Source organism: Arsenophonus nasoniae, assembly GCF_004768525.1.
GTDB classification, from domain to species: Bacteria; Pseudomonadota; Gammaproteobacteria; order Enterobacterales; family Enterobacteriaceae; genus Arsenophonus; species Arsenophonus nasoniae.
On record NZ_CP038613.1, the window covers coordinates 2,197,318 to 2,216,572 of the forward strand.

Here is a 19,255-nt window from a genome sequence, read left to right on the forward strand (position 1 = left end):
CCAATATTATTAAGCAGAATAACAGTAAATAGTTAATAAAATAGTGCCCCCACTTTAATCAGCAACGCGAAAACTAACCGTAAACTGAAGCGATCCACCTCTCTTAACTAAGGCAATGCTGCTTGTTTTTCAAATGATAATGGATAACAATCAATCACATCGTCAATAAACGGGAGTAAATCATGACCGATATCGAGACACTGCTAGGCTCTGAAGCTGACAGTTTATTACAACATCGCTGCCAAACCATTGCCCAGGAAAAATTATACCTACCCGGCAACGATTTTATTGATCGCGTCATGATAGATAATAACCGCCCAAACTCAGTTTTACGCTCAATGCAAACCCTGTTTGATCACGGCAGACTCGCCGGTAGTGGCTACCTTTCAATTCTGCCAGTAGATCAAGGCGTCGAACATTCAGCGGCGGCCTCTTTCGCAGCTAATCCACTCTATTTCGATCCTAAAAATATTGTTGAACTGGCTATAGAAGCTGGATGTAATTGCGTCGCCTCTACCTATGGTGTTTTAGCCGCCGTTTCACGTCGTTATGCGCATAAAATTCCTTTTTTAGTAAAACTGAATCACAATGAAACACTCAGTTATCCAACTCAATATGATCAAACGCTTTATGCCAGTGTTGAGCAAGCTTTTGCCATGGGTGCGGTTGCGGTTGGTGCGACCATTTACTATGGTTCACTGGAGTCTCGACGCCAGATTGAAGAAATTTCCGCTGCCTTTGAACGCGCCCACGAACTGGGGATGGTGACGGTGCTATGGGAGTATTTACGCAATCCAGCCTTTCAGAAAGGGAAAAATGATTATCATACTAGTGCCGATCTTACTGGGCAAGCAAACCATTTAGCAGCAACAATTGGTGCTGACATTATTAAACAAAAAATGGCAGAAAATAACGGTGGCTTCAAAGCTGTTGGCTTTGGTTACACCGATGAGCGGGTATATAGCCATTTGACAACCGAACATCCGATTGATTTAGTGAGATATCAATTAGCAAATTGCTATATGGGTCGAGCTGGATTAATTAATTCCGGCGGTGCTGCTGGTTCAAATGACCTAAAAGAGACGGTTCGTACCGCCGTGATCAATAAACGTGCCGGTGGTATGGGATTAATTCTTGGCAGAAAAGCATTTAAAAAATCGATGAAAGAAGGGATTGCCCTTATTAATGCAGTGCAAGATGTTTATTTAATAAAGAAATAACCATAGCTTAGCCTTTACAATTTAATTATCTACGGTGGTATTATTAATAATAGAAATGTTTACGGTGATAAATGCTAATTTTGTATCACCGTTTATCATTTTTTATTTTATTAAATAGTAACTACAGCAAATCATTTAAGTTCTATCTTCAAATTCTCACTATTGGTTAATATCAATATACAACAAAAAGCCAAATATAGTAGATTCTGACAAAATTAATAACAATAATGCCATAATATCGAAATAAATAAACGAACAAGTTTTATCGCTAATTATCACTTTATTTATTAGTTCTAGTTAGTGATTGATTAATATTATTTAGTTAGCACATAAAATTAATATTTGATCATCATAATATTGATTAAAGATCACAATTTTTATATTTTATAAATTAAATAATATCCAGGCAATACTACAGAAAGGTAAAGATAATGTTAAAATATCCATATAGCTTTGATACTTTTAGCCATTTTTTAGCTAAATGCGGTTTAAGTAAAATAGAACTAATCTCAAAAGGATATTGTTTTTGTTATCAACTACCGCAGGGAGTCAGCATCTATTTGTATAAGAACGGTACCATACTAATACAAGGTAATCCCACAACCAAACAGGCTATTGAAATGACAATAAAAGCATCGCTGCAAAAAAAAGTTAATAGATTCAACTAATGAAAAATATTTATTATACCTACGTAAAATAGTTTATAAATAATGGCTTATTATTAATAAGAATAAACTAGATAAAATAGCAGCCAATAGCTCGATATTAGCGATATTAATTATCATCGCCATTATTCTTATTTCTTTAATATAGCAATTAAATACATCCATTAAAAAAATATTTTTTACTGCCTTCTTAATGACTTTATAAATTTTATTTATAATATAAAATTAAATCGCTAATAATTGTTAATTTATAACCATACTATTTAGAACCCGCTGATCAATAGAAAACCGTTCCTTTCAATAGAACGAATAAGTTTTAGCCATGTTGTTCTTTTTTATACGATAATAAATGTAACGCAGCTAATTATAACTTATTCTATTAGGTACTGTTTTAATAAAACAGTACCTAATGGCAGGCAATTAAACAGTGATATTATTTTCTCAAATAAAACTGTGTCTTAATAATCGATGCTTAGTTGGTACCTATTTAATATTTAAATTTGATGGGTTCATATCTAAATGCTCTATAATTAAATATGTCAAACTTTGAATATGGATTAGTTTTATCAACCCTATAAATATGCCGCGCGGCAAATTTTTCTTGTAAAGCAGAATAAAGATTTGCTCGCTCCGCATCCCGAAAAAGCTCAGTCATACCCTGCTTTTCAGGGGTACCCGTTACTTAAAAGTTACCCGTTACCGGTGCTGTATAGCTTTTTACATCCTTTTGCAACACCTGTCCAAGTCGATAACCAAAAGAATTTTCTCCGCCCACCCCAGAGTAGCAAGCTATTGTTCTGACATTACTATAATCATCAAAATTATAGCGAGATTTTAAAAGCTGAACTAATTCGTCAACATCCATATTTCTCCATCCGTTTCCTTGTGGGACAACGAGCAGTGAACCCTCACCAATCGCTTGACCATGAGAAACAATATTAAGACGGTTGGCATTTTTATAAGTATCCCTAAAGGTATATAAGCCATCAGCTAACAACTCAACTTGCCTCATCGTGCCACCTAAGGTCAATCGCGTATTTTTTATCGCCCCGACACCTTTCGCGATACCTTTACTCAACGTAAATATTCCCATTGCGGCTGAAGGTATACCTAACCCTAATGAGGCCCAGCCATACTGCTCTGAAGCTTGAGGATTTTTTTCTTCCAGCGCACCAGAAATAATGGCGGTTGCTCCACTAGCGGCTTCTAAGGCAGTCAATGCTAAAGCAACTCCTACCCCAAATTTCAGTGATAAGCCAAACGTGAGCGGCGCCAGTAGAAGACCGATACCACCCACAATAATACTCGCCCATCCCCAGCCGCTGATATGGCCACTAGGGTCGCTGAAGTTTATCGGATCACCATCACAATATGCATAAGTATTAAAACCACCAGCACCAAATGGACTCCAGCTATCCGGCGCAGTGAAGCGCATTAAACGACTGTTGTAAGCACGATAGCCATTTCCCAGTAGATAGCTGCCACTAGCGGCATCCCAATGTTCACCATTGAATCTGGGCCCAATAGTTCCTTCTCCAGCGCCATCCCCCCAAGGACTGTAAGATTTAATCGTTGTTTCTTGGCCATTCTAATATAAGGCAAATACACTTCCCATTGCATCGGTAGCTGTTGCTGTATATCGCACGGGTTTATTATTATCATAAAATTGCTGACGAAAACCCAAGCAGGTTTTATCGAAGGTGTTATATCTTATCTGACCGTCTGTATAAAACTCATTGGTTAATATATCTGACTGATAATAAAATTCTCTAAAATCATGATTAGATTGTTTGATTAATAACCTATCCAATCCATCATACCCATAAAATGTGGTATTTTGATCTTTAGAGACAGTTTTAAGCCTTCCTGTTACATCATAACCCAGAGAACGTCCGACTTCGTCGACTGTCATTCTACCATTGGCATCATACTGTAATGATATAGTTTGTTGTTTCTCGAGATATTCAATATCGGTTAACTGACAGGGGTCACTACTATTTAGATATTTATATTCTACCGTTTCATTGCTATTGTTTGCTGTGGTAACACAGCGGGTTAAATTACCCAATGCATCCCAGCGATAATTTTGCTGTTGTATTTTTTTCCCCTCTGGCGTTTCAGGGCAAGTATCGCCGGAACATTGATAATCCGTTAATCGGCCAAAGAGATCATAGGAATATTGCTCTTCACGCAGTAAACGGGTATTCAGATATAATTTTCTATTGGCAATTTTATTATTAGCAGAAATATTTTGTTCAATTTCAAATGAGGTAATTGTTGCTGGGTTATTTTCAATAATTTGCCGCTTGAATTCCCGCCCAAACTCATCCAAACTCAGTTTGGTTTCCACACTATTGCCGCTTGCTTGATAACTGGCTAACTGGCCGATAAAACGACCTAATTTGTCATAATTTAGGCTAACACTTATTCCTGGATCAACAATGTTATTTAGTCTGCCATGAGGATCATAACTATACATCGTCGTCTAATTATCAGCACCAGTATAAGAAGTTAATTGATTGGCGAGTGAATAGCGGTAATAATTTGTTCGTTGCACCTGATTAGGTAATGTAATTTGTTCTTGATTAAGCTGACCGGCAGCGTTATAAATAAAAGTGTGTGACATACCGGTATTTTCACTAATTTTATTTAAACGTCCGCTAACAGCTTCATATTCCAATTTACGGGTTATTTCACCAAACCGAATTTCTGCGATAGCATTATTTAGCGCGGGAATATATTGATAATTTATGACACTGCCATCTGCATTTGTGACCTGATGGGGCGCCGGCGAGGCGCCTTGATAATATAGTGTAACATTGCGCCCACCAATTTGGCTGCTGGTTAATCGGCCAAGGCTATCAAATTGTTGTGTGCCGAGGATTTTTTCTGTACCCTCTTTCGCCGTTAAGGAAATCTGAATTGGTAAACCATCTTTATAGCCTTTTTTAATCGTCGTACCATCAGCTAATATCTGTTTAGTAACACGATCAAATTCATCATATTCAAATAGGGTTATATTGTCTGACTCATCAATTGTTTTACGGATCCGGCCCAGGCCATCATAAAAAAATTGCCATACCGTATATTTTGTAACAGTATCAGTTTTTAATTGCACTAATCTAATAAGTTGGCCACGAGTATTATATTCTTTTTTTATAATACTCGAAACATCACGATTATCTACTAATGATACTATCTGCTGCCAACTTAGATTTTTAACTGGATCGTAAATATCATTCACTAAAGTTTCATTATTGTACTCTTGACTGACATTCTCTTTCCAATGATCATATTTAAGAGACACCGTGGTTTGGCAGATATTTTCACTCGCTTCGCCTGGATTTAATAAATCATAATGAGTCGTACTCGATAATTTGCCAAATAAATTATATTGCCGTGCTTCTATTTTAAAACCATGGGGTACTTGTTGGGTAAAATAATATTTTTCAACTAACCGCCCCTGCCCATCCATGTTTATTTTATATGCGTTACCAAAAGTATCAGTCATCATTACGCTGATTGGTATACCAGATTCACCAAATGACCAGCTATATTCCATTCGGTTCTCATATTGGGTATCAAAATTTAGCGTATTTGAAATAATTTGGCCGAGTTTATTATAACTATATTGAGTGATATTGTTTTGCGTATCCTTTTCCATAATTAAGCGATAAGCACGTGAAGTCCAGCACTGTTCTTTGCTTACCGATAAATTATCTTTTAAGCCGGTCAATTTGGTTATGCAGCGAATTTGGCTGTTATTATTTAACGTTGACCATTGATATTGCTCTTTAAAAGAGGCAGTTTCGTTACCGTTTTCGTTTACCCATACATTTTTTTCTAATAGCCGGCCATGATTTGTTGATGTGGCATCCTTGTAATATTGTATTTCTTCTCTTCTTATGGGGGCATTATCAGAAAAATAATACTCAGCACTCAATAGCACCATTTTATCGGCTAGCAATGAATCACTATTTCTGATGGGATAACTGTCATATTTATACTGTGTTTTTCTAATTGGCGTTTGAAAATCACTTTTTGCCGGATAGATGGTTTGTTCTTTTAGAAATCGCTTAAAACCATTTGGTTCAGCAGGGCATGTACCCGCTTCACCATTAACATCATAGTAAGTAAATAGGGTTTTCGTTTCATCAAAGTCTTGTTGCAAAATAATATTACAATATTCATCATATTCAGACAGGCTTTTTTCGACTCGATAATCGCCATCTGCTCGCCAAGTTACGGTATGCTCTTTTGGCATTTGATATTGAGGAACCTGCTCAGCAAAAGATTTGGTTACATCAGCATAATATTTTATTTGATTCACTTTTTCACACAGAATATTTCCATTATCCGCTTTGGTTTGTTGCTTCTGTTCAATCATTAAATGAAAACTATTATAAGTTCGGATGGTTAAATAAGATTCATTTTCAGTCCAATTATGCTGTATTGCTATCGAGTCATACTGATAGTTATTTTCTACATTATATAAATAATCTTGACCATATAAGGTTAGTTCATTAATTTGCCCGCCATAGCCAAGAAAATTTTTGTCTGAATATTCATAACTGGTAATTTGTTTCAGTACGCCAAAACTGGGTTCGATAATATGGCTTCTTACATAAGGTAGGTAGGGAAGCCGATCAAAAATTATGACTGGACTATGTGCCCCATTATCCAACTGATGATTTTGCGGTAAACGATGGCCATTGCGCTTATATTCAACCCGCTCAACTAACCCGGTTGGCGTAGTGATTTGTGTCAAAAATTTATGCCGTAAACTACTTCTGCCATATTTAGAATAGGCTAGTGACCATGTCAATAACTGTTGCTGGGTGTTTATGGTTACTGTCGACAAAAATATGCCTTTTTGCACAAGCGTTATACTATAGTTTTCATCGGAATATGGCCAAATATCAAAACTAATGCTTTCTCCTGCCGAAGAATAACTGACTGATAATAAAATATCACGCTGATCACTAACAGATATAAGTCGAGGAAATCCGCCAAAATTTTCCCAATCCAGGATCAGCTTATTACCCGCCGGACTATATATTTCACGCACAACTTTGATATTATCTGCCGTATCATAGTCAGTTAATTTTTCACTAATGCCAGTGTTATAAACAACCCATAACGCATTATTTTTTTTTAGCAATTTAAAATTCTTCGGTTCAGCATGACTAAAGGTACATTCTGACTTTTCTTCTTTGACGTGATAGGATTGGCCGGTGGAAAGGGTTAAAATTCTTGATTCAATATTATAACGGGTTAAATTATCAGAAAAACCCAACCCATAAGTGGCATCATTATTATCTAATGGGGAATAAGAAAGGGTAAGCGGTAATTCGGGCCCCATGTGATCATTGCCAATAATATGGGCAATCGGGATATTAACACCAAAAATACCGGGGCGCGGGTCAACCTGGCCAGTAACTGCACTGGTAAAATTGAATGCCTGAGAGTGGTGTATTGCTTCCATATTTTCATCTGAATAAAATGTGAAATAAAATAGTCATTATTAAATAATAAGTGGTGGAAAATAGTTTTTAATATAAATGATTATTTATTTCTGGCTATTAATACTCGACTTTCAAAGCCGGAAAGTGACATAAACTCGGTTGAAATTTTACTATTATTATTTATTGTAAAAACCACACTAATTGGTGCATAGCCATAAAAATTACCTGCGGTTATTTCAATAACATTAATATCATTTTTAATAAAAAAACGACTAGCAAAAAAGTCCTTATTTTCTGCCGCTGATGCACCCAAAGTATATTCCAATCCAGTAAGGAAATTTACTAGTTTAATTTGTTGGTTATAGATGGCGTTTGCTAATACTGTTTCATTAAATGTTATATAATTATTATTTCTGTCGATTGCAGTAAAAAATAGATAAAATTTGGTAGGATAATTTGTTTTATCTTGATAAGAAAAGGCATTTAAATTTTCTTCCAGCATTTCAATTCGGCCAAACCCTGTTACTTCATTCAGTGAATAGATCATGATTTATTTTTACCTTATTTATTGTTGGAGGGAATAAATCATATTATTTTTCAAATAATATGATTTATATTATATTTAATATTATTCATCAGTTAATTTAACGCCGATTACTAAACTATCGGCAAATTTTGCTGAGTCTATTTTAGCTATTTTGCTCTTCGGCAATGAATTAGTACTGGTAAAATTATGCACAAATTGCTCAAAGGTACTAATTCCTGCATATTCTTTATTGAAAGCCGCTTTGACTAAATCGGTTGCAGTAACCGCCTCTAATGAAAAATTAGCTACCACGGATTGCCCAACCGCGAGAAAATTATACATAGGCAAAGAAACAGGCAACATTTCGCCATTATCCATAACCGTAGCGGTAGACCATATACTTTCTTCACTCAATAAATTAATTTCACTGAGCTCTCGATTAAATATGACCATTTCTTCACCTAATTCGGTCGCGGCAGCAACATCTCTAATGGTACGGAGATCGCGCCATGCGGCGACACCGGCTACAATTGAGGTAATAAGGATCAGAACGCCAGCAATTATCTCACCAATGATGGTACCTTTATCCACTTTATTGCTAATATTAATACTGGTTTGTTTGATATTATTTAAATCGGGAATAAATATAATCTCGTTAGGGTTTTTTCTAACCGTTGCAAAACCCATCGATTGATTGATATTGATTGTTGTGGTTATCCCCCCACTTTTTGGTCTGAAAGTGGCGCCGCTAACATTAAGATTGATATTTTCTCCTTGTAGATTAATTTGCAGACCGTGAGCCGGGATCAAGGGCGCGACAGTCTCAGGATTTTGCTCTGATCCTACGACAAAATCTCCCCAGGTTAACGGCACTTTATTGTGAATTGATAAGCCTTGCGCACTGATGGCAAAATCCTCGGCTTTACTGCCTTTGAGTAAATTTAACGCCGCGGGTAAAAGAAAATGTTTAGTATACATTTCTTTACTGACAATAATTAAGCCATTGACATCATTGGAAAAATAATTTCCGATTCTGGCATCTAACGATTGTTGTAAATGCTCGATCGCCGTCTTACCATCAATCCGATTTAAACAACCAAATAAATCATCGGATTTTCCTTTTATCATCGGCTGGACGGCATAGCTAAAAGCTGACGGTTTGATCCATTGCAAATCTTTATCTTTAGCTTCCAGTTCGAGCATTACGATGGTGAAAATTTGGTCAAATTGCTGAATATTGTCATTGAAATAGTTATCAAACAGTTGATCGATAACCGCACTATCTTCGGCTGGAATATTCCTATATTCACTCGCCAGGATAACCACCGCTTTTGAATTTTCCGTTGCCTGACTATTTACCTTTAATACCCAGGCTTTGCCCTCATTGATAGAGGTTGTATCTTTAATTCTTTTTGTTTGATCGTGAAACTTGGCTAAATTAACCTGTATCGTCAGACGCGTAGCTGCTAAGTCGTGAATAACCTCGTTATTATTGTTAAAAAAACTGCCTTCTGAAACAAAACATTCCAGCCAAATATTCTTACCACTACCGCCATTTTTCAACGCCCAACTCGCCCAGCTGCCACTAATACGATACAAACTGCCTACTATTTTTTTTCGGCCGAAAATTGTTTGGGATAACGATGATTTGCCTGAATTGATTGATTAATCATATCGTATTGCATGGCATAAATGACAACCCAACCATAGGTTGCTATTTCATGCATAATTGACTTCCTGTTAAAAATTAGATCGGCTATCCGCGCATAAAGAAGTTTTCTGCTAATCCACACTCTTTATAATCTGCTACAACGTTCATTGTGACGGGGAAAACATCGAACTCAAGGCCATAGTAGCCAAAACTCCATAACAAATATTCCATTTGGCTTTTAATTCCCCGTAACAGGGCATCAACCACCCAGCCACCAAAGATCCAGAAAGCTAAAGCCAGGGGATCATAAACCGAAGCACTAAATGAGGGAGTTGAAACAGAATTTAAGCTGACTTTAATACGGTTATTTTGACGTTGTAACGAAACAGAATAAATGCCGGATAAACTAAAAGTAACGTAGCTACTATTATAAACCACATCGCAGCGCCCACTGGTGTTATTAATAACGATTTTGTCATCAACAATTTGCACTAGGGCATTTTCAAAATAGGGGGTATAGCCGTTGATTGGATTTAACGGGATATTGCCATTATTACGAATAACATTATTTTCAACTAGTTTAAAATGATTGCGATTAGCGCCCTTAAATATTTCCGGTAGCCCTGCTAGGATCACATGTTTTAGAAAAGCCCATTTGGCAATGGCAAAGCCAATTGAGTCGGTACTTCTCATTAGCGCCGGATCAAATTGTAATTGTAAATCAGCTAAGTTAGGTGGATTGGGATTACAATCTAAAATAGCCAGCACCGCTAAGGCGCCCAATTCACCATTAATAGGCTCATTGTAAGTATATTGAATAATATGGGTTTGCAACCAACCATTGTTATCTTCCGGTAAACTAATCAGATCGGAAAAAACAAACTGCAATTGTTCTTTATTGGCTACAATCATTTCAGCCATCAATGCGCTGAACATTTCTGAAATAATTCTTTCATCTGCCGGGAAGATATTATTAATATCATCATCTAATATAACAACGCTGCCAGCACCGGAAAAAACGTCCTTTTTTTCCTGCACCACTTGCTGACAATTAAATTTTAATTGTGTCTTTGTTAAATCATTGCTACCGACAAATTGCAGTTCAACAGCAATTTTTGGACAGATACCATTCACCGCCACCTCTATTCTTTTGCCGGCAATCGTAGTCGATAATCGACCAGATTTTATTGGGGTAATAAAATTAATTCGCTGTGAACTGCCACCCGGAACAATTTGCCAACTATCAAATTCGCCATTAATGGTGCTATTATTTTCATTGGTATAAGAAAAATTTTTAATTAATAAATCTTGCGCGGTTTTTAATTTGTTATTAATTGATGTACAAGAAGCAGCACAAACTAGATCCCAATTAAACATATCCATAAATAGATCCTTATATTTTTATTAAGTTAAGTTAAGGCCAATAACAAAACTGTCAGCTAATGTGGCTGACTTTAATTCGATATTATCGATTTCTGGCCATTTCACGGCGGAAGTAATGTTGCTGGCAAATTGTCGAAAAGCAGGCACATCATCATAAATCTGTTTATAAATAGCGTCTGATAATAGAATGGAACCCCAAGCAATCCCTGTCGTTGCAGCTGTAACATTCGAGGCAATTTTAATCGTATTAAATATCGTCGGATGAGAAGCCACTCCTCGCGCAATCCTAGCTGCTATTGGTGCTAAAATTCGTGTATTGCTAATGCTTTTAAAGAATCTAAAGGAAAAAGTGGCTGTTCTTGTTGCTTCTACACCCTCTACCGTAGCTCGTGCCGCCTTGGCAAGCCCACCAGCAAACCAAGTGCCTAAGGCTAAAACTGATGCAATAAGGGTAATAATGCTCATCACCAATTCATACCATTTCAACCAATCGTCAAGTACAACAGTACAACTAAGCGTTCCGTCACCTAAACCTTCATTATCCGGTACAAAAACCGGCTCACCCTGTTTATTTTTTTCAACTTTGTATTTAAAATTTTGTTCAAGATTCATGTAAAGCGTCATACCAGCCCGTGGCCGATAATGGGCGCCTACAATCGAGATATGGATATAATCCGATTGCAGGGTTAAATTAAAACTTTCCTTTGGTAACATTGGCGACATTTTTTCACCATTAGGCCCGTCAAACTCTTGCCAAAGCATTTCTCGGTTATTGGTAAGGGAAAGCCCGCTTTCACTGATATCAAAATCCGCTGCAGTTGAGCTTTTAACAATGGCAATTGCCGCCGGTAAAAGAATATGCTTAACAAACATTGCCTTACTGACACTTAAAGCCGCATTTGCACCAAATGGCTTAACCAACTGTAAGGCAGCAATATCAACAGTTTGTTGTAAATGACCGATATCCGTTTTGCCATCAATTAAGGTTAAGGCACCAAATGCGGCGGTTTTTTTATCGATCGAGCTATTAGCAGAGTAGCTATAGGCTGAAGGCTTTAACCATTGAAAATCGCCTTTATTGGCTCTTAATCCGATCAGCACGACGGAAAAAATTTGCTTCAACTGGTCAATATTGTTGTTTAACCATAGTTTAAAAGCACTTTCTATTGGCGTTGCTAAACCAACATCTTCAGAATATAACTCTGGATTGGTAAAATTTGCTTGGGTTATGATGATGACTTCTTGCTGATTAATGATCAATTCAAAGCATTGCGTCTGTTCAGTTATAATAGAGGTGTCATCATCCTGGCTAAGCCATTTCTCAGGTAAAGCTTCCAGTCCCGCCAGTGAAATTTGAATCGTGACTGAAGAGAGCTCTTCATTGGCATTGAGAGGATAATTTTTACCGAAAATAGTTGCGCTCCCATTTTGGATGACACATTGCATATAAACATTTTTTCCACTTGCCTCATTGGCTATCCGCCATTCTCCCCACCGTCCTTCGATTTTCAGTTGTTGCCCGATAATTTTGGTTGTTTGTTCGAATTTATCGGGATAAGGATGATTTTCACCCGCTATTTTATTTAATGTGTCAATATCCGTGAGACTGACAACATCCCATCCACTTGTTGATACGGAAGGCATAACTTACCTCGCTTAATTTCATTAATAGAATTGAGATATGTTTTTTACAAATGTCAAGTAATCAAATATTATTGTGAATATTAATATTGATAATTCCCCTGTCGTTTTTATTAAATTGACAAACTTTTATATTGTTAATGTGTGATTTTTATTTTACTAAACTAAAATTAATTTAATAAAATTTAGGCATAATTTACCTCTGTTAATTGTCTGTTTTCATGGTAGTTGAAGCCAGAGATTTGCATCAAAGAAAAATTCCGTCAAGATAAAATTAGCTTAATTTTATTAGAAAAAAATTATTTTCATCGAATTAAGAATAATTATTTTTACCAATTTTATAAATTAATAAAAAAAAGTGACATTTTATTTTTGTTAGCGCAACTGTAATAACCTATTAATTATTTGGTTAATACTAAATAATGTTATTTTTATTTTTTTGCCGTTAATGGTAATGTTCTATTTACTATTTAGTTAATACTAAACAAGGTTATTTTCTTTTTTGTTATTTACAGTAACAATATCTAATTGTAAACCAAACTTAACTAATACTTTTATATTATATATAGCACCATGGCTAAGCTGAATTTACTTTAAATGTTGACCGTTGTCACATCGCTATTCTAAGAAGAATATGGCTATTGTGGTAAAAGCCTAATATATTTTGCTTTGAGAATAGAGTTGATAACTGGCTTTCAATCATTATTTATTTAATTAAGTTAACAACTTACTAAATAAATTTTTCTTTAAATTATGGAGTTCGTAGGTTTTATTAAAGCAAAAGGTTATCATCAGCTGACAACAAGTTGCGACTTTGTATGGACAATTTTATTACTAGACTGAGTTAATTAACTACTGAATGACGATAGTGGGTCGATATTGAATTGTTAATAGCAGCGATAATTACGGCCGTAACAATACTGACAAAAAAGCATATTTAATATTATGCCTACCTCATTAACGCTGTTGTAAACAATAAAATAACACTCAAGCCAAAGAGTCACAGCGATTATTGATGTCTTAATCATTGGTAAAAACAACAACCACAGGACAGAGTGAAATCATTAGTGCTGATGGGCAATATTGAAATAATTAATTACTAATTAAAAGACATTGGCAAATAAATGAAAAATATTTTCCAAATAATTGATTAGATTATAAAAGTTAAAATAAAAATATCCATTGCTGTTAATAATGTTTATTTATAATAACTTTATATAATTATCATTTCTGTTGTTTACAATAAGAAATAGATAAAATTTGCGGGCTTAATTCAGTTTATCTCGATAAAAAAGTAGTTGGATTTTTTCATATATTTTAATTCAGTCAATCTCTATTATTTCATTCAGTGAATAATTCATTTTTATTTTTACCTTAATTTATTAAATGAGATAATAAATCATATTATTTACCAAATAATATGATTTATCTTGTCGTTAATATTAGCCGGTTGCTAATTTAACGCCTATCACTAAACTATCGGCAAATTGCGCTGACTCTATTTTAGCTATTTTGCTGTTTGATAAAGAATGAGTATTGGTAAAATTATGCACGAATTGTTCAAAGGTACTAATTGCTACATACTCTTTATTCAAAGAAGCTTTCACTAAATCGGTTGCGCTTACCGCTGCTCGTGTAAAATTAGCGACCACGGATTGCCTGTAATGGTCAACAAATTCTGTAGAAGATCTAAGCGGCATTTTTTAGTTCATGATATTTTTGATGTGGCGTTAAATAACCAATCGTTGAATGGCGTCGATAATAATTGTAAAACTGAATATAATTTTCAACTTCACAGACAACAGATTGATGATTCATAAACGATAAACGGTTAAGTCTTTCTGTCTTTAAACTCCTAAAAAATCTTTCCATCACGGCATTATCGAGGCAATTACCTCGCCGACTCATGCTTTGAGTTATTTTCCGTTCAAAGAGGTGCGCCCTAAACTCCTCCGATGAATATTGGCAACCTTGATCTGAATGGAACATCAAACTTGTCGTATCCGGTAATTGCCGTTCAATTGCGTTATCTAAGGCTTCTTTCACTAATTTCGAATCCGGTTTTGTTGATAAGGCATAACCAATAATTTCTTTGGTGGCTAAATCCAACACACAGGCTAAATAGCTCCACCCATAGTGATGTCTAATATACGTGATATCCCCGACATAATAGTGATTATGCTGTTCAGGGGAAAATTGTCGTTTAAGCAAATTAGGGGCATATCGATGTTCGTTACCCGATGAGTGATAGTAGTGCTTTTTCGTTGGTCTAATTGCAACTAATTGATTTAATTTCATGATGTTCGATATTTTATAAGTGCCAATTTGGTGCCCTAAACCCTTTAACTCGGCTTGAATACGTCTTTTGCCATAAATTTGACCCGATGTATAAAAAATACGTTTGATTTCGCCACACAGTCTTTCATTTTCAACTGTCGGTATTTTCGTTTCATAATAAAAACTACTGCTGCTTACTTCAAAAAGATGGCATAACTCAGTGACCGTAAAATTGGGGTACATGATTTTCAGTTGCTTCACGATTTTGAGTTTTGATTGTCGAGGATGAAGTAAGCCGCGGCTTTTTTTAATATGTCATTATCCCTCTGAGCACGCTTAAGTTGAACTTCTAATTCTTGTATGCGCTGTTGCTCGGGTGTTAACGCTTTTGATTTTACAGGCGTATTCCCATTTAACTCGGCAAGATATTGTTGCTTCCATCGTGATACGGCAGATTTACCCGCACCGGATATTTTTTCAACTTGGATATTGCTATATCCACCTTCAACCATGAGTTTTGCATATTCCAGTTTTTGCTTTCCGCTAAAGGTTACTTTTACTTTTCGGGTCATATTTATACCTATAAGATTTGGCTTAATTATAAGCTATAAATCTCTACAGTTTTATTAGACCACTACATCCCCTGTGGAAGATTTGCTAGTCCATTCGGTTATACCAATAACCTGTCGCTGAGAATTATAGATTGAGGGCGTTTTACCTAGTGCTTTCATTTTACTGGAAGGCGAAATCGTAGCCTCAGCATTACAGACCACAGGTAATAACCTATCGGTATAACCAAGGACTAAATCGAAGTGCACCCATTCATCAGGTAACGCACCCCATGTTTTTAGGTGATCACGCTCGTCATACGAGCCAGCAACAGCAGGACTCGGGCGCTGATCAGTAACACTACGCCCGACAGAATAATTTATTTGCATGGGTTATTTGGCCTTAGTGTTTGAAGCAACTACCTGTTTATCTTTAGAGTTTTTCGCTTCAATATATAAACTTTCTATAGCTTTCAAAACAGAAATACGAGGATCAGAATTTTTACCAGATAAAAGCCTACTGATTGATGGCTGACTAATACCTGTTTTTTGTTGAATTTGTATTTGAGTTAAACCTGAATTAATTAAGTATTCAATCATATTTTTGGGTGCCATTTTTCACATTTCCTCACATCATTAAATTCATCTATGAATTTATATTAATTCAATATTAAGTTGAAATCCATATTAAAATATTCATATATAAATATTCATCTATGAATAGCGGGGAAATTATGATAACCACAACTGACAGACTGATAAGAAATATACAAGTGCTAATGAAAGAGAGGGATATAGAAAATGTCACAGAATTAGCTCGTAGAACAAGAATACCACAGCCAACGATGCATAGATTAATTTCTGGAGAAATTAAAGAGCCTAAATATGCATTATTAAAACAGGTAGCATCTTATTTTAATATCCCAGTTAGCGAACTAGTCGAAAAAGATATAGGAAGTAGTAAATTATCAAGCAATGTACTAAAGGCCGAAGAAATATTTCAATTTAAAGCAATCCCAGTTTTAGGCAACGCACAATTAGGTAGTGAAGGTTATTGGGAAGAACTGGAATATCCTATAGGTTATGGTGACGGATATATAAATTGGCCAACAAAGGATCCTGATGCGTTTGCTCTAAAATGTATAGGAGATTCAATGAAACCAAGGATAAAAAACGGAGAATATGTAGTTATTGAACCTAACCATACTTATTTGCCCGGAGATGAAGTTTTCATTACAACATCTGAGGGAGAAGCTATGGTTAAAACTTTCCTTTATGAAAGAGATGGGGTAATCGTTGTGATCTCAATAAACGAAAATCACCCCCCTCTCCATTTTGATATAAATAGAATAGAAAAAATACTTTATGTTGGAGGAATCGCTAAACCTTCTCTATATGATTGTTTATAGAGTTTTTTTTGTATTAATCCATCAAATCATAATTTTTTAGCCTTAATAATTCAAATATGAATTGACATGATGGAGAAATTCAATTATAAATTATATGGAAATAAAAATTCAGTTAAATATAAATAACTACCAATACGCTCTTTAACAATTTAGAAAGTCGGAATGTACAGCGCGTTATGTCTGTATGAGTGTAGCGATGCACGTTGCATTGAGTGCGATCCGCTCTTTGCAAGACAGCAATGTCAAGGGACAGGCAGCCATACCAGACTGTACAAACGCAAAAACACTAATTATAGGTCATTTTGCGAAGTGGTCTATGGTGAGTGACGACAGTAATCTATCTCTACCATCTGAGGTTAAGAAAATGCAATCAACCCGTTCAAAGAATCATTATGATGATGATGACTTCAAGCTGAAAAGTGAAGAGGATCAAACACAGGACTATGGTAATGAACCCTTTATTTACACAGCTAGCTTAAGTCTTGAAGCGTTAATTGAGTGGCTGAAAACAGAATTAGCCACCCTTTCTGACTTAAAAGAGCGACTATTTTATATTTCAGGATGTGCAGAACATTTTGAACAACAAATTATGCGTTTAGGGGGGGGGTTAATGAGCGCCTTCCAAGATCACTTCGCCAAAGCCCAATGTCCAGTTTATTTTCAAGCGCCAATCAATACCAGTCGCAGCTTTGTTCAATGTTATTCCATTTACGTAGTTCCGGGCTTAATCCGGAAGATTTTCAGGGGTTAGGTATTTCTGAGAAGCCACTTACAGACGGTGATGACAGTTAAGCCGAGGATATAAATTCATGAATAAAAAACCTTATTTTTTCAACCCGAATTTAAGCAGTGAAGAACTTGAGGATTGGCTGGCTACGCAAAAAACCGCCTTAGCGCATTACAACAACCTATTAATATTTTGGAGTAACCGATAATGGTTGCTAAAAATAAGCACCTATCAATTAGGTTTTTTGATAGAGAATCGGTTAGCACTGTGTTTTTAGTTAGTGCTCATCGGCTTCAGGAGATTGAATGGCGGACTTTTCCCTCAATAAAATAACTTAAATATCTACAAACTTTAAAATATTTTTGTAATAGTTAGTTAGTTTGAAAAGCTGTTTCTCATCCCCAGTAAAAACCATCGGAGCATCAGGATAATCATAATAAGCGATTATGCCTTTTCTTATTAACCCTTTGACAGTTTCGTTTTGCGTTGGCAATTCAACAATCTCGCCAGACCTAACAATATGCTTAAGTAAATCAATTTCATCATGTGTTAATGTATTTAATATTGCAGCCCTGTTTGGACATTCAATCAAATTCCTGAACCTTCGTTTAGTAAACACTGTCAGAAAACTAATTAATTGTGCAATAACATAACTCACAAGAAAGAAAACAAAATAAAGCCAGTAAGATGAAAAAATCTCTGGACTACTGGAATTAATCCAGTCTTTTATTGATGCGGGCGTGATGAATATTAACAACACAAAAATAATAAGCATATAAATCAGCCGATTTAGGGTTATTCCTTGCAGGAAGAAACGAACAAATTCCTGCCACCAAGTGTTGTTCATAGGCTTAATTCTCTCACTCTGTAAGGGGTGAGAGAATTTTAGCTTATTTCTCTCTGTAGGGGTACAAGAGAAACCACTGCGGCCTGAAGTGGCTAAATAATCAGGCATACCTTATCTTGTCACCGATCATGCAAAACTGATCCACTAACGATCATCTAAAACTGATCCACTTGGTATTATTCGCACATTTTTGTACGGATAATTTATGTTAACCAAGGAGATATTTGTGGATATTCATGTTCGCTTTGCACAAGGACAAAGCCTTCGAAAAATTGCCAGTGAGTTGGGTATATCCCGTAACACCGTAAAACATCATTTACAACAACAGACAATGCCAACTTATGCTAAAAGAAGTCAACAACCGACTAAATTATCCCCCTTTAAACCTTATTTGCTTCAGCGAATTGAACTGGCTAAACCTGATTGGATCCCTGCAACAGTCTTATTTGATGAGGTAGTTGAAAACGGCTATCAAGGTGGTATTGCTCAATTACGCCGATTTGTTTGTCAATTTAAACCAAGCATTGTTCCCGAAGTAGTCGTCCGTTTTGAAACACAGCCAGGTCAACAAATGCAAATCGACTTCACCAGCATCCGGCGAGGTAAAAAATCGCTGAAAGCGTTTGTTGCAACGCTAGGCTATTCGCGTGCGAGTTATGTAAAGTTCTTTGATAATGAACGAGCAGAATCGTGGCAGCAAGGTTTAAGAGAAGCTTTCGACTACTTTGGTGGTGTACCACAGGAAGTATTGTGTGATAACGCAAAATCCCTCATCATCGAACGGGATGCTTATGCAGAAGGTGAGCATAAATTACATGTCGAAATGCTTCAAATGTCGAAAGATTACGGGTTTAAATTGAAGGCTTGCAAGCCCTACAGGGCAATGTAGTGGTCTA

The 19,255-nt window shown here is 35.9% G+C and carries 16 protein-coding genes; 5 read left to right on the top strand and 11 right to left on the bottom strand.

What is annotated here, in order from left to right; genetic code table 11:
- Nucleotides 1–182: 182 nt before the first annotated feature.
- Entirely contained in the window at nt 183–1,220 is a 1,038-nt protein-coding gene (gene fbaB / locus ArsFIN_RS11040) for a class I fructose-bisphosphate aldolase (RefSeq protein ID WP_026823097.1), read from the top strand.
- A 1,347-nt stretch (nt 1,221–2,567) separates the two neighbouring features.
- Here the strand turns inward: fbaB and ArsFIN_RS11045 are convergent.
- From ArsFIN_RS11045 to ArsFIN_RS11095, 10 genes are all read right to left on the bottom strand, one after another.
- Nucleotides 2,568–3,455: an RHS repeat-associated core domain-containing protein gene (locus tag ArsFIN_RS11045; RefSeq protein WP_081700660.1), complete on the bottom strand. Its 888-nt coding sequence runs from the start codon at nt 3,453–3,455 to the stop codon at nt 2,568–2,570.
- A gap of 18 nt (nt 3,456–3,473) precedes the next feature.
- Nucleotides 3,474–4,364, bottom strand: coding sequence for an RHS repeat domain-containing protein (locus tag ArsFIN_RS11050; RefSeq protein WP_026823094.1), 891 nt, complete (start codon nt 4,362–4,364; stop codon nt 3,474–3,476).
- A gap of 6 nt (nt 4,365–4,370) precedes the next feature.
- Entirely contained in the window at nt 4,371–7,370 is a 3,000-nt protein-coding gene (locus tag ArsFIN_RS11055) for an RHS repeat protein (RefSeq protein ID WP_026823093.1), read from the bottom strand.
- Between the two features lie 80 nt (nt 7,371–7,450).
- Nucleotides 7,451–7,897, bottom strand: coding sequence for a hypothetical protein (locus ArsFIN_RS11060; RefSeq protein WP_026823092.1), 447 nt, complete (start codon nt 7,895–7,897; stop codon nt 7,451–7,453).
- Between the two features lie 81 nt (nt 7,898–7,978).
- Nucleotides 7,979–9,475: a TULIP family P47-like protein gene (locus tag ArsFIN_RS11065; RefSeq protein ID WP_026823091.1), complete on the bottom strand. Its 1,497-nt coding sequence runs from the start codon at nt 9,473–9,475 to the stop codon at nt 7,979–7,981.
- A 157-nt stretch (nt 9,476–9,632) separates the two neighbouring features.
- Nucleotides 9,633–10,910 carry a TULIP family P47-like protein gene (locus ArsFIN_RS11070; RefSeq protein WP_026823090.1) on the bottom strand — a complete coding sequence of 426 codons (1,278 nt, stop codon included), beginning with the start codon at nt 10,908–10,910 and terminating at the stop codon, nt 9,633–9,635.
- 21 nt (nt 10,911–10,931) lie between these two features.
- Nucleotides 10,932–12,554: a TULIP family P47-like protein gene (locus tag ArsFIN_RS11075; RefSeq protein WP_026823089.1), complete on the bottom strand. Its 1,623-nt coding sequence runs from the start codon at nt 12,552–12,554 to the stop codon at nt 10,932–10,934.
- Between the two features lie 1,439 nt (nt 12,555–13,993).
- A complete protein-coding gene (locus ArsFIN_RS11080) occupies nt 13,994–14,251 on the bottom strand; it encodes a hypothetical protein (protein WP_026823088.1) in 258 nt (85 codons plus the stop codon).
- Nucleotides 14,241–15,400 (bottom strand): IS3 family transposase gene (locus tag ArsFIN_RS11085; RefSeq protein WP_135677411.1). Its coding sequence is split into 2 segments (ribosomal slippage): nt 14,241–15,121 and nt 15,121–15,400, totalling 1,161 coding nucleotides; the frame shifts between segments, so codons are not numbered across the junction. The genes ArsFIN_RS11080 and ArsFIN_RS11085 overlap by 11 nt, the downstream gene beginning before the upstream one ends.
- A gap of 369 nt (nt 15,401–15,769) precedes the next feature.
- Nucleotides 15,770–15,991, bottom strand: coding sequence for a helix-turn-helix transcriptional regulator (locus ArsFIN_RS11095; protein WP_051297207.1), 222 nt, complete (start codon nt 15,989–15,991; stop codon nt 15,770–15,772).
- Between the two features lie 119 nt (nt 15,992–16,110).
- Between ArsFIN_RS11095 and ArsFIN_RS11100 the strand changes: the two genes are divergently transcribed.
- The 3 genes from ArsFIN_RS11100 (at nt 16,111) to ArsFIN_RS28220 (ending at nt 17,720) form a co-directional block, all read left to right on the top strand.
- Nucleotides 16,111–16,785, top strand: a complete 675-nt coding sequence (locus ArsFIN_RS11100) for a S24 family peptidase (protein WP_026824170.1) — start codon at nt 16,111–16,113, stop codon at nt 16,783–16,785.
- A 184-nt stretch (nt 16,786–16,969) separates the two neighbouring features.
- Nucleotides 16,970–17,536, top strand: coding sequence for a hypothetical protein (locus ArsFIN_RS11105; protein ID WP_135677722.1), 567 nt, complete (start codon nt 16,970–16,972; stop codon nt 17,534–17,536).
- Nucleotides 17,537–17,594: 58 nt separating this feature from the next.
- Entirely contained in the window at nt 17,595–17,720 is a 126-nt protein-coding gene (locus ArsFIN_RS28220) for a hypothetical protein (RefSeq protein ID WP_276489381.1), read from the top strand.
- A gap of 126 nt (nt 17,721–17,846) precedes the next feature.
- Here ArsFIN_RS28220 and ArsFIN_RS11110 read toward each other — a convergent pair whose 3' ends face one another.
- Nucleotides 17,847–18,467 carry a super-infection exclusion protein B gene (locus tag ArsFIN_RS11110; protein ID WP_135677723.1) on the bottom strand — a complete coding sequence of 207 codons (621 nt, stop codon included), beginning with the start codon at nt 18,465–18,467 and terminating at the stop codon, nt 17,847–17,849.
- Nucleotides 18,468–18,564: 97 nt separating this feature from the next.
- Between ArsFIN_RS11110 and istA the strand changes: the two genes are divergently transcribed.
- Nucleotides 18,565–19,248, top strand: coding sequence for an IS21 family transposase (gene istA, locus ArsFIN_RS11115; RefSeq protein WP_246067197.1), 684 nt, complete (start codon nt 18,565–18,567; stop codon nt 19,246–19,248).
- Nucleotides 19,249–19,255 lie beyond the last annotated feature (7 nt).

Coding starts and splice junctions, on each gene's coding strand:
- istA (WP_246067197.1), top strand. CDS start 18,565: ATGTTAACCAAGGAGATATTTGTGGATATTCATGTTCGCTTTGCACAA.
- fbaB (WP_026823097.1), top strand. CDS start 183: ATGACCGATATCGAGACACTGCTAGGCTCTGAAGCTGACAGTTTATTA.
- ArsFIN_RS11095 (WP_051297207.1), bottom strand. CDS start 15,991: ATGGCACCCAAAAATATGATTGAATACTTAATTAATTCAGGTTTAACT.
- ArsFIN_RS11100 (WP_026824170.1), top strand. CDS start 16,111: ATGATAACCACAACTGACAGACTGATAAGAAATATACAAGTGCTAATG.
- ArsFIN_RS11080 (WP_026823088.1), bottom strand. CDS start 14,251: ATGCCGCTTAGATCTTCTACAGAATTTGTTGACCATTACAGGCAATCC.
- ArsFIN_RS11060 (WP_026823092.1), bottom strand. CDS start 7,897: ATGATCTATTCACTGAATGAAGTAACAGGGTTTGGCCGAATTGAAATG.
- ArsFIN_RS11050 (WP_026823094.1), bottom strand. CDS start 4,364: ATGTATAGTTATGATCCTCATGGCAGACTAAATAACATTGTTGATCCA.
- ArsFIN_RS28220 (WP_276489381.1), top strand. CDS start 17,595: ATGAATAAAAAACCTTATTTTTTCAACCCGAATTTAAGCAGTGAAGAA.
- ArsFIN_RS11070 (WP_026823090.1), bottom strand. CDS start 10,910: ATGGATATGTTTAATTGGGATCTAGTTTGTGCTGCTTCTTGTACATCA.
- ArsFIN_RS11075 (WP_026823089.1), bottom strand. CDS start 12,554: ATGCCTTCCGTATCAACAAGTGGATGGGATGTTGTCAGTCTCACGGAT.
- ArsFIN_RS11105 (WP_135677722.1), top strand. CDS start 16,970: ATGAGTGTAGCGATGCACGTTGCATTGAGTGCGATCCGCTCTTTGCAA.
- ArsFIN_RS11055 (WP_026823093.1), bottom strand. CDS start 7,370: ATGGAAGCAATACACCACTCTCAGGCATTCAATTTTACCAGTGCAGTT.
- ArsFIN_RS11110 (WP_135677723.1), bottom strand. CDS start 18,467: ATGCCTGATTATTTAGCCACTTCAGGCCGCAGTGGTTTCTCTTGTACC.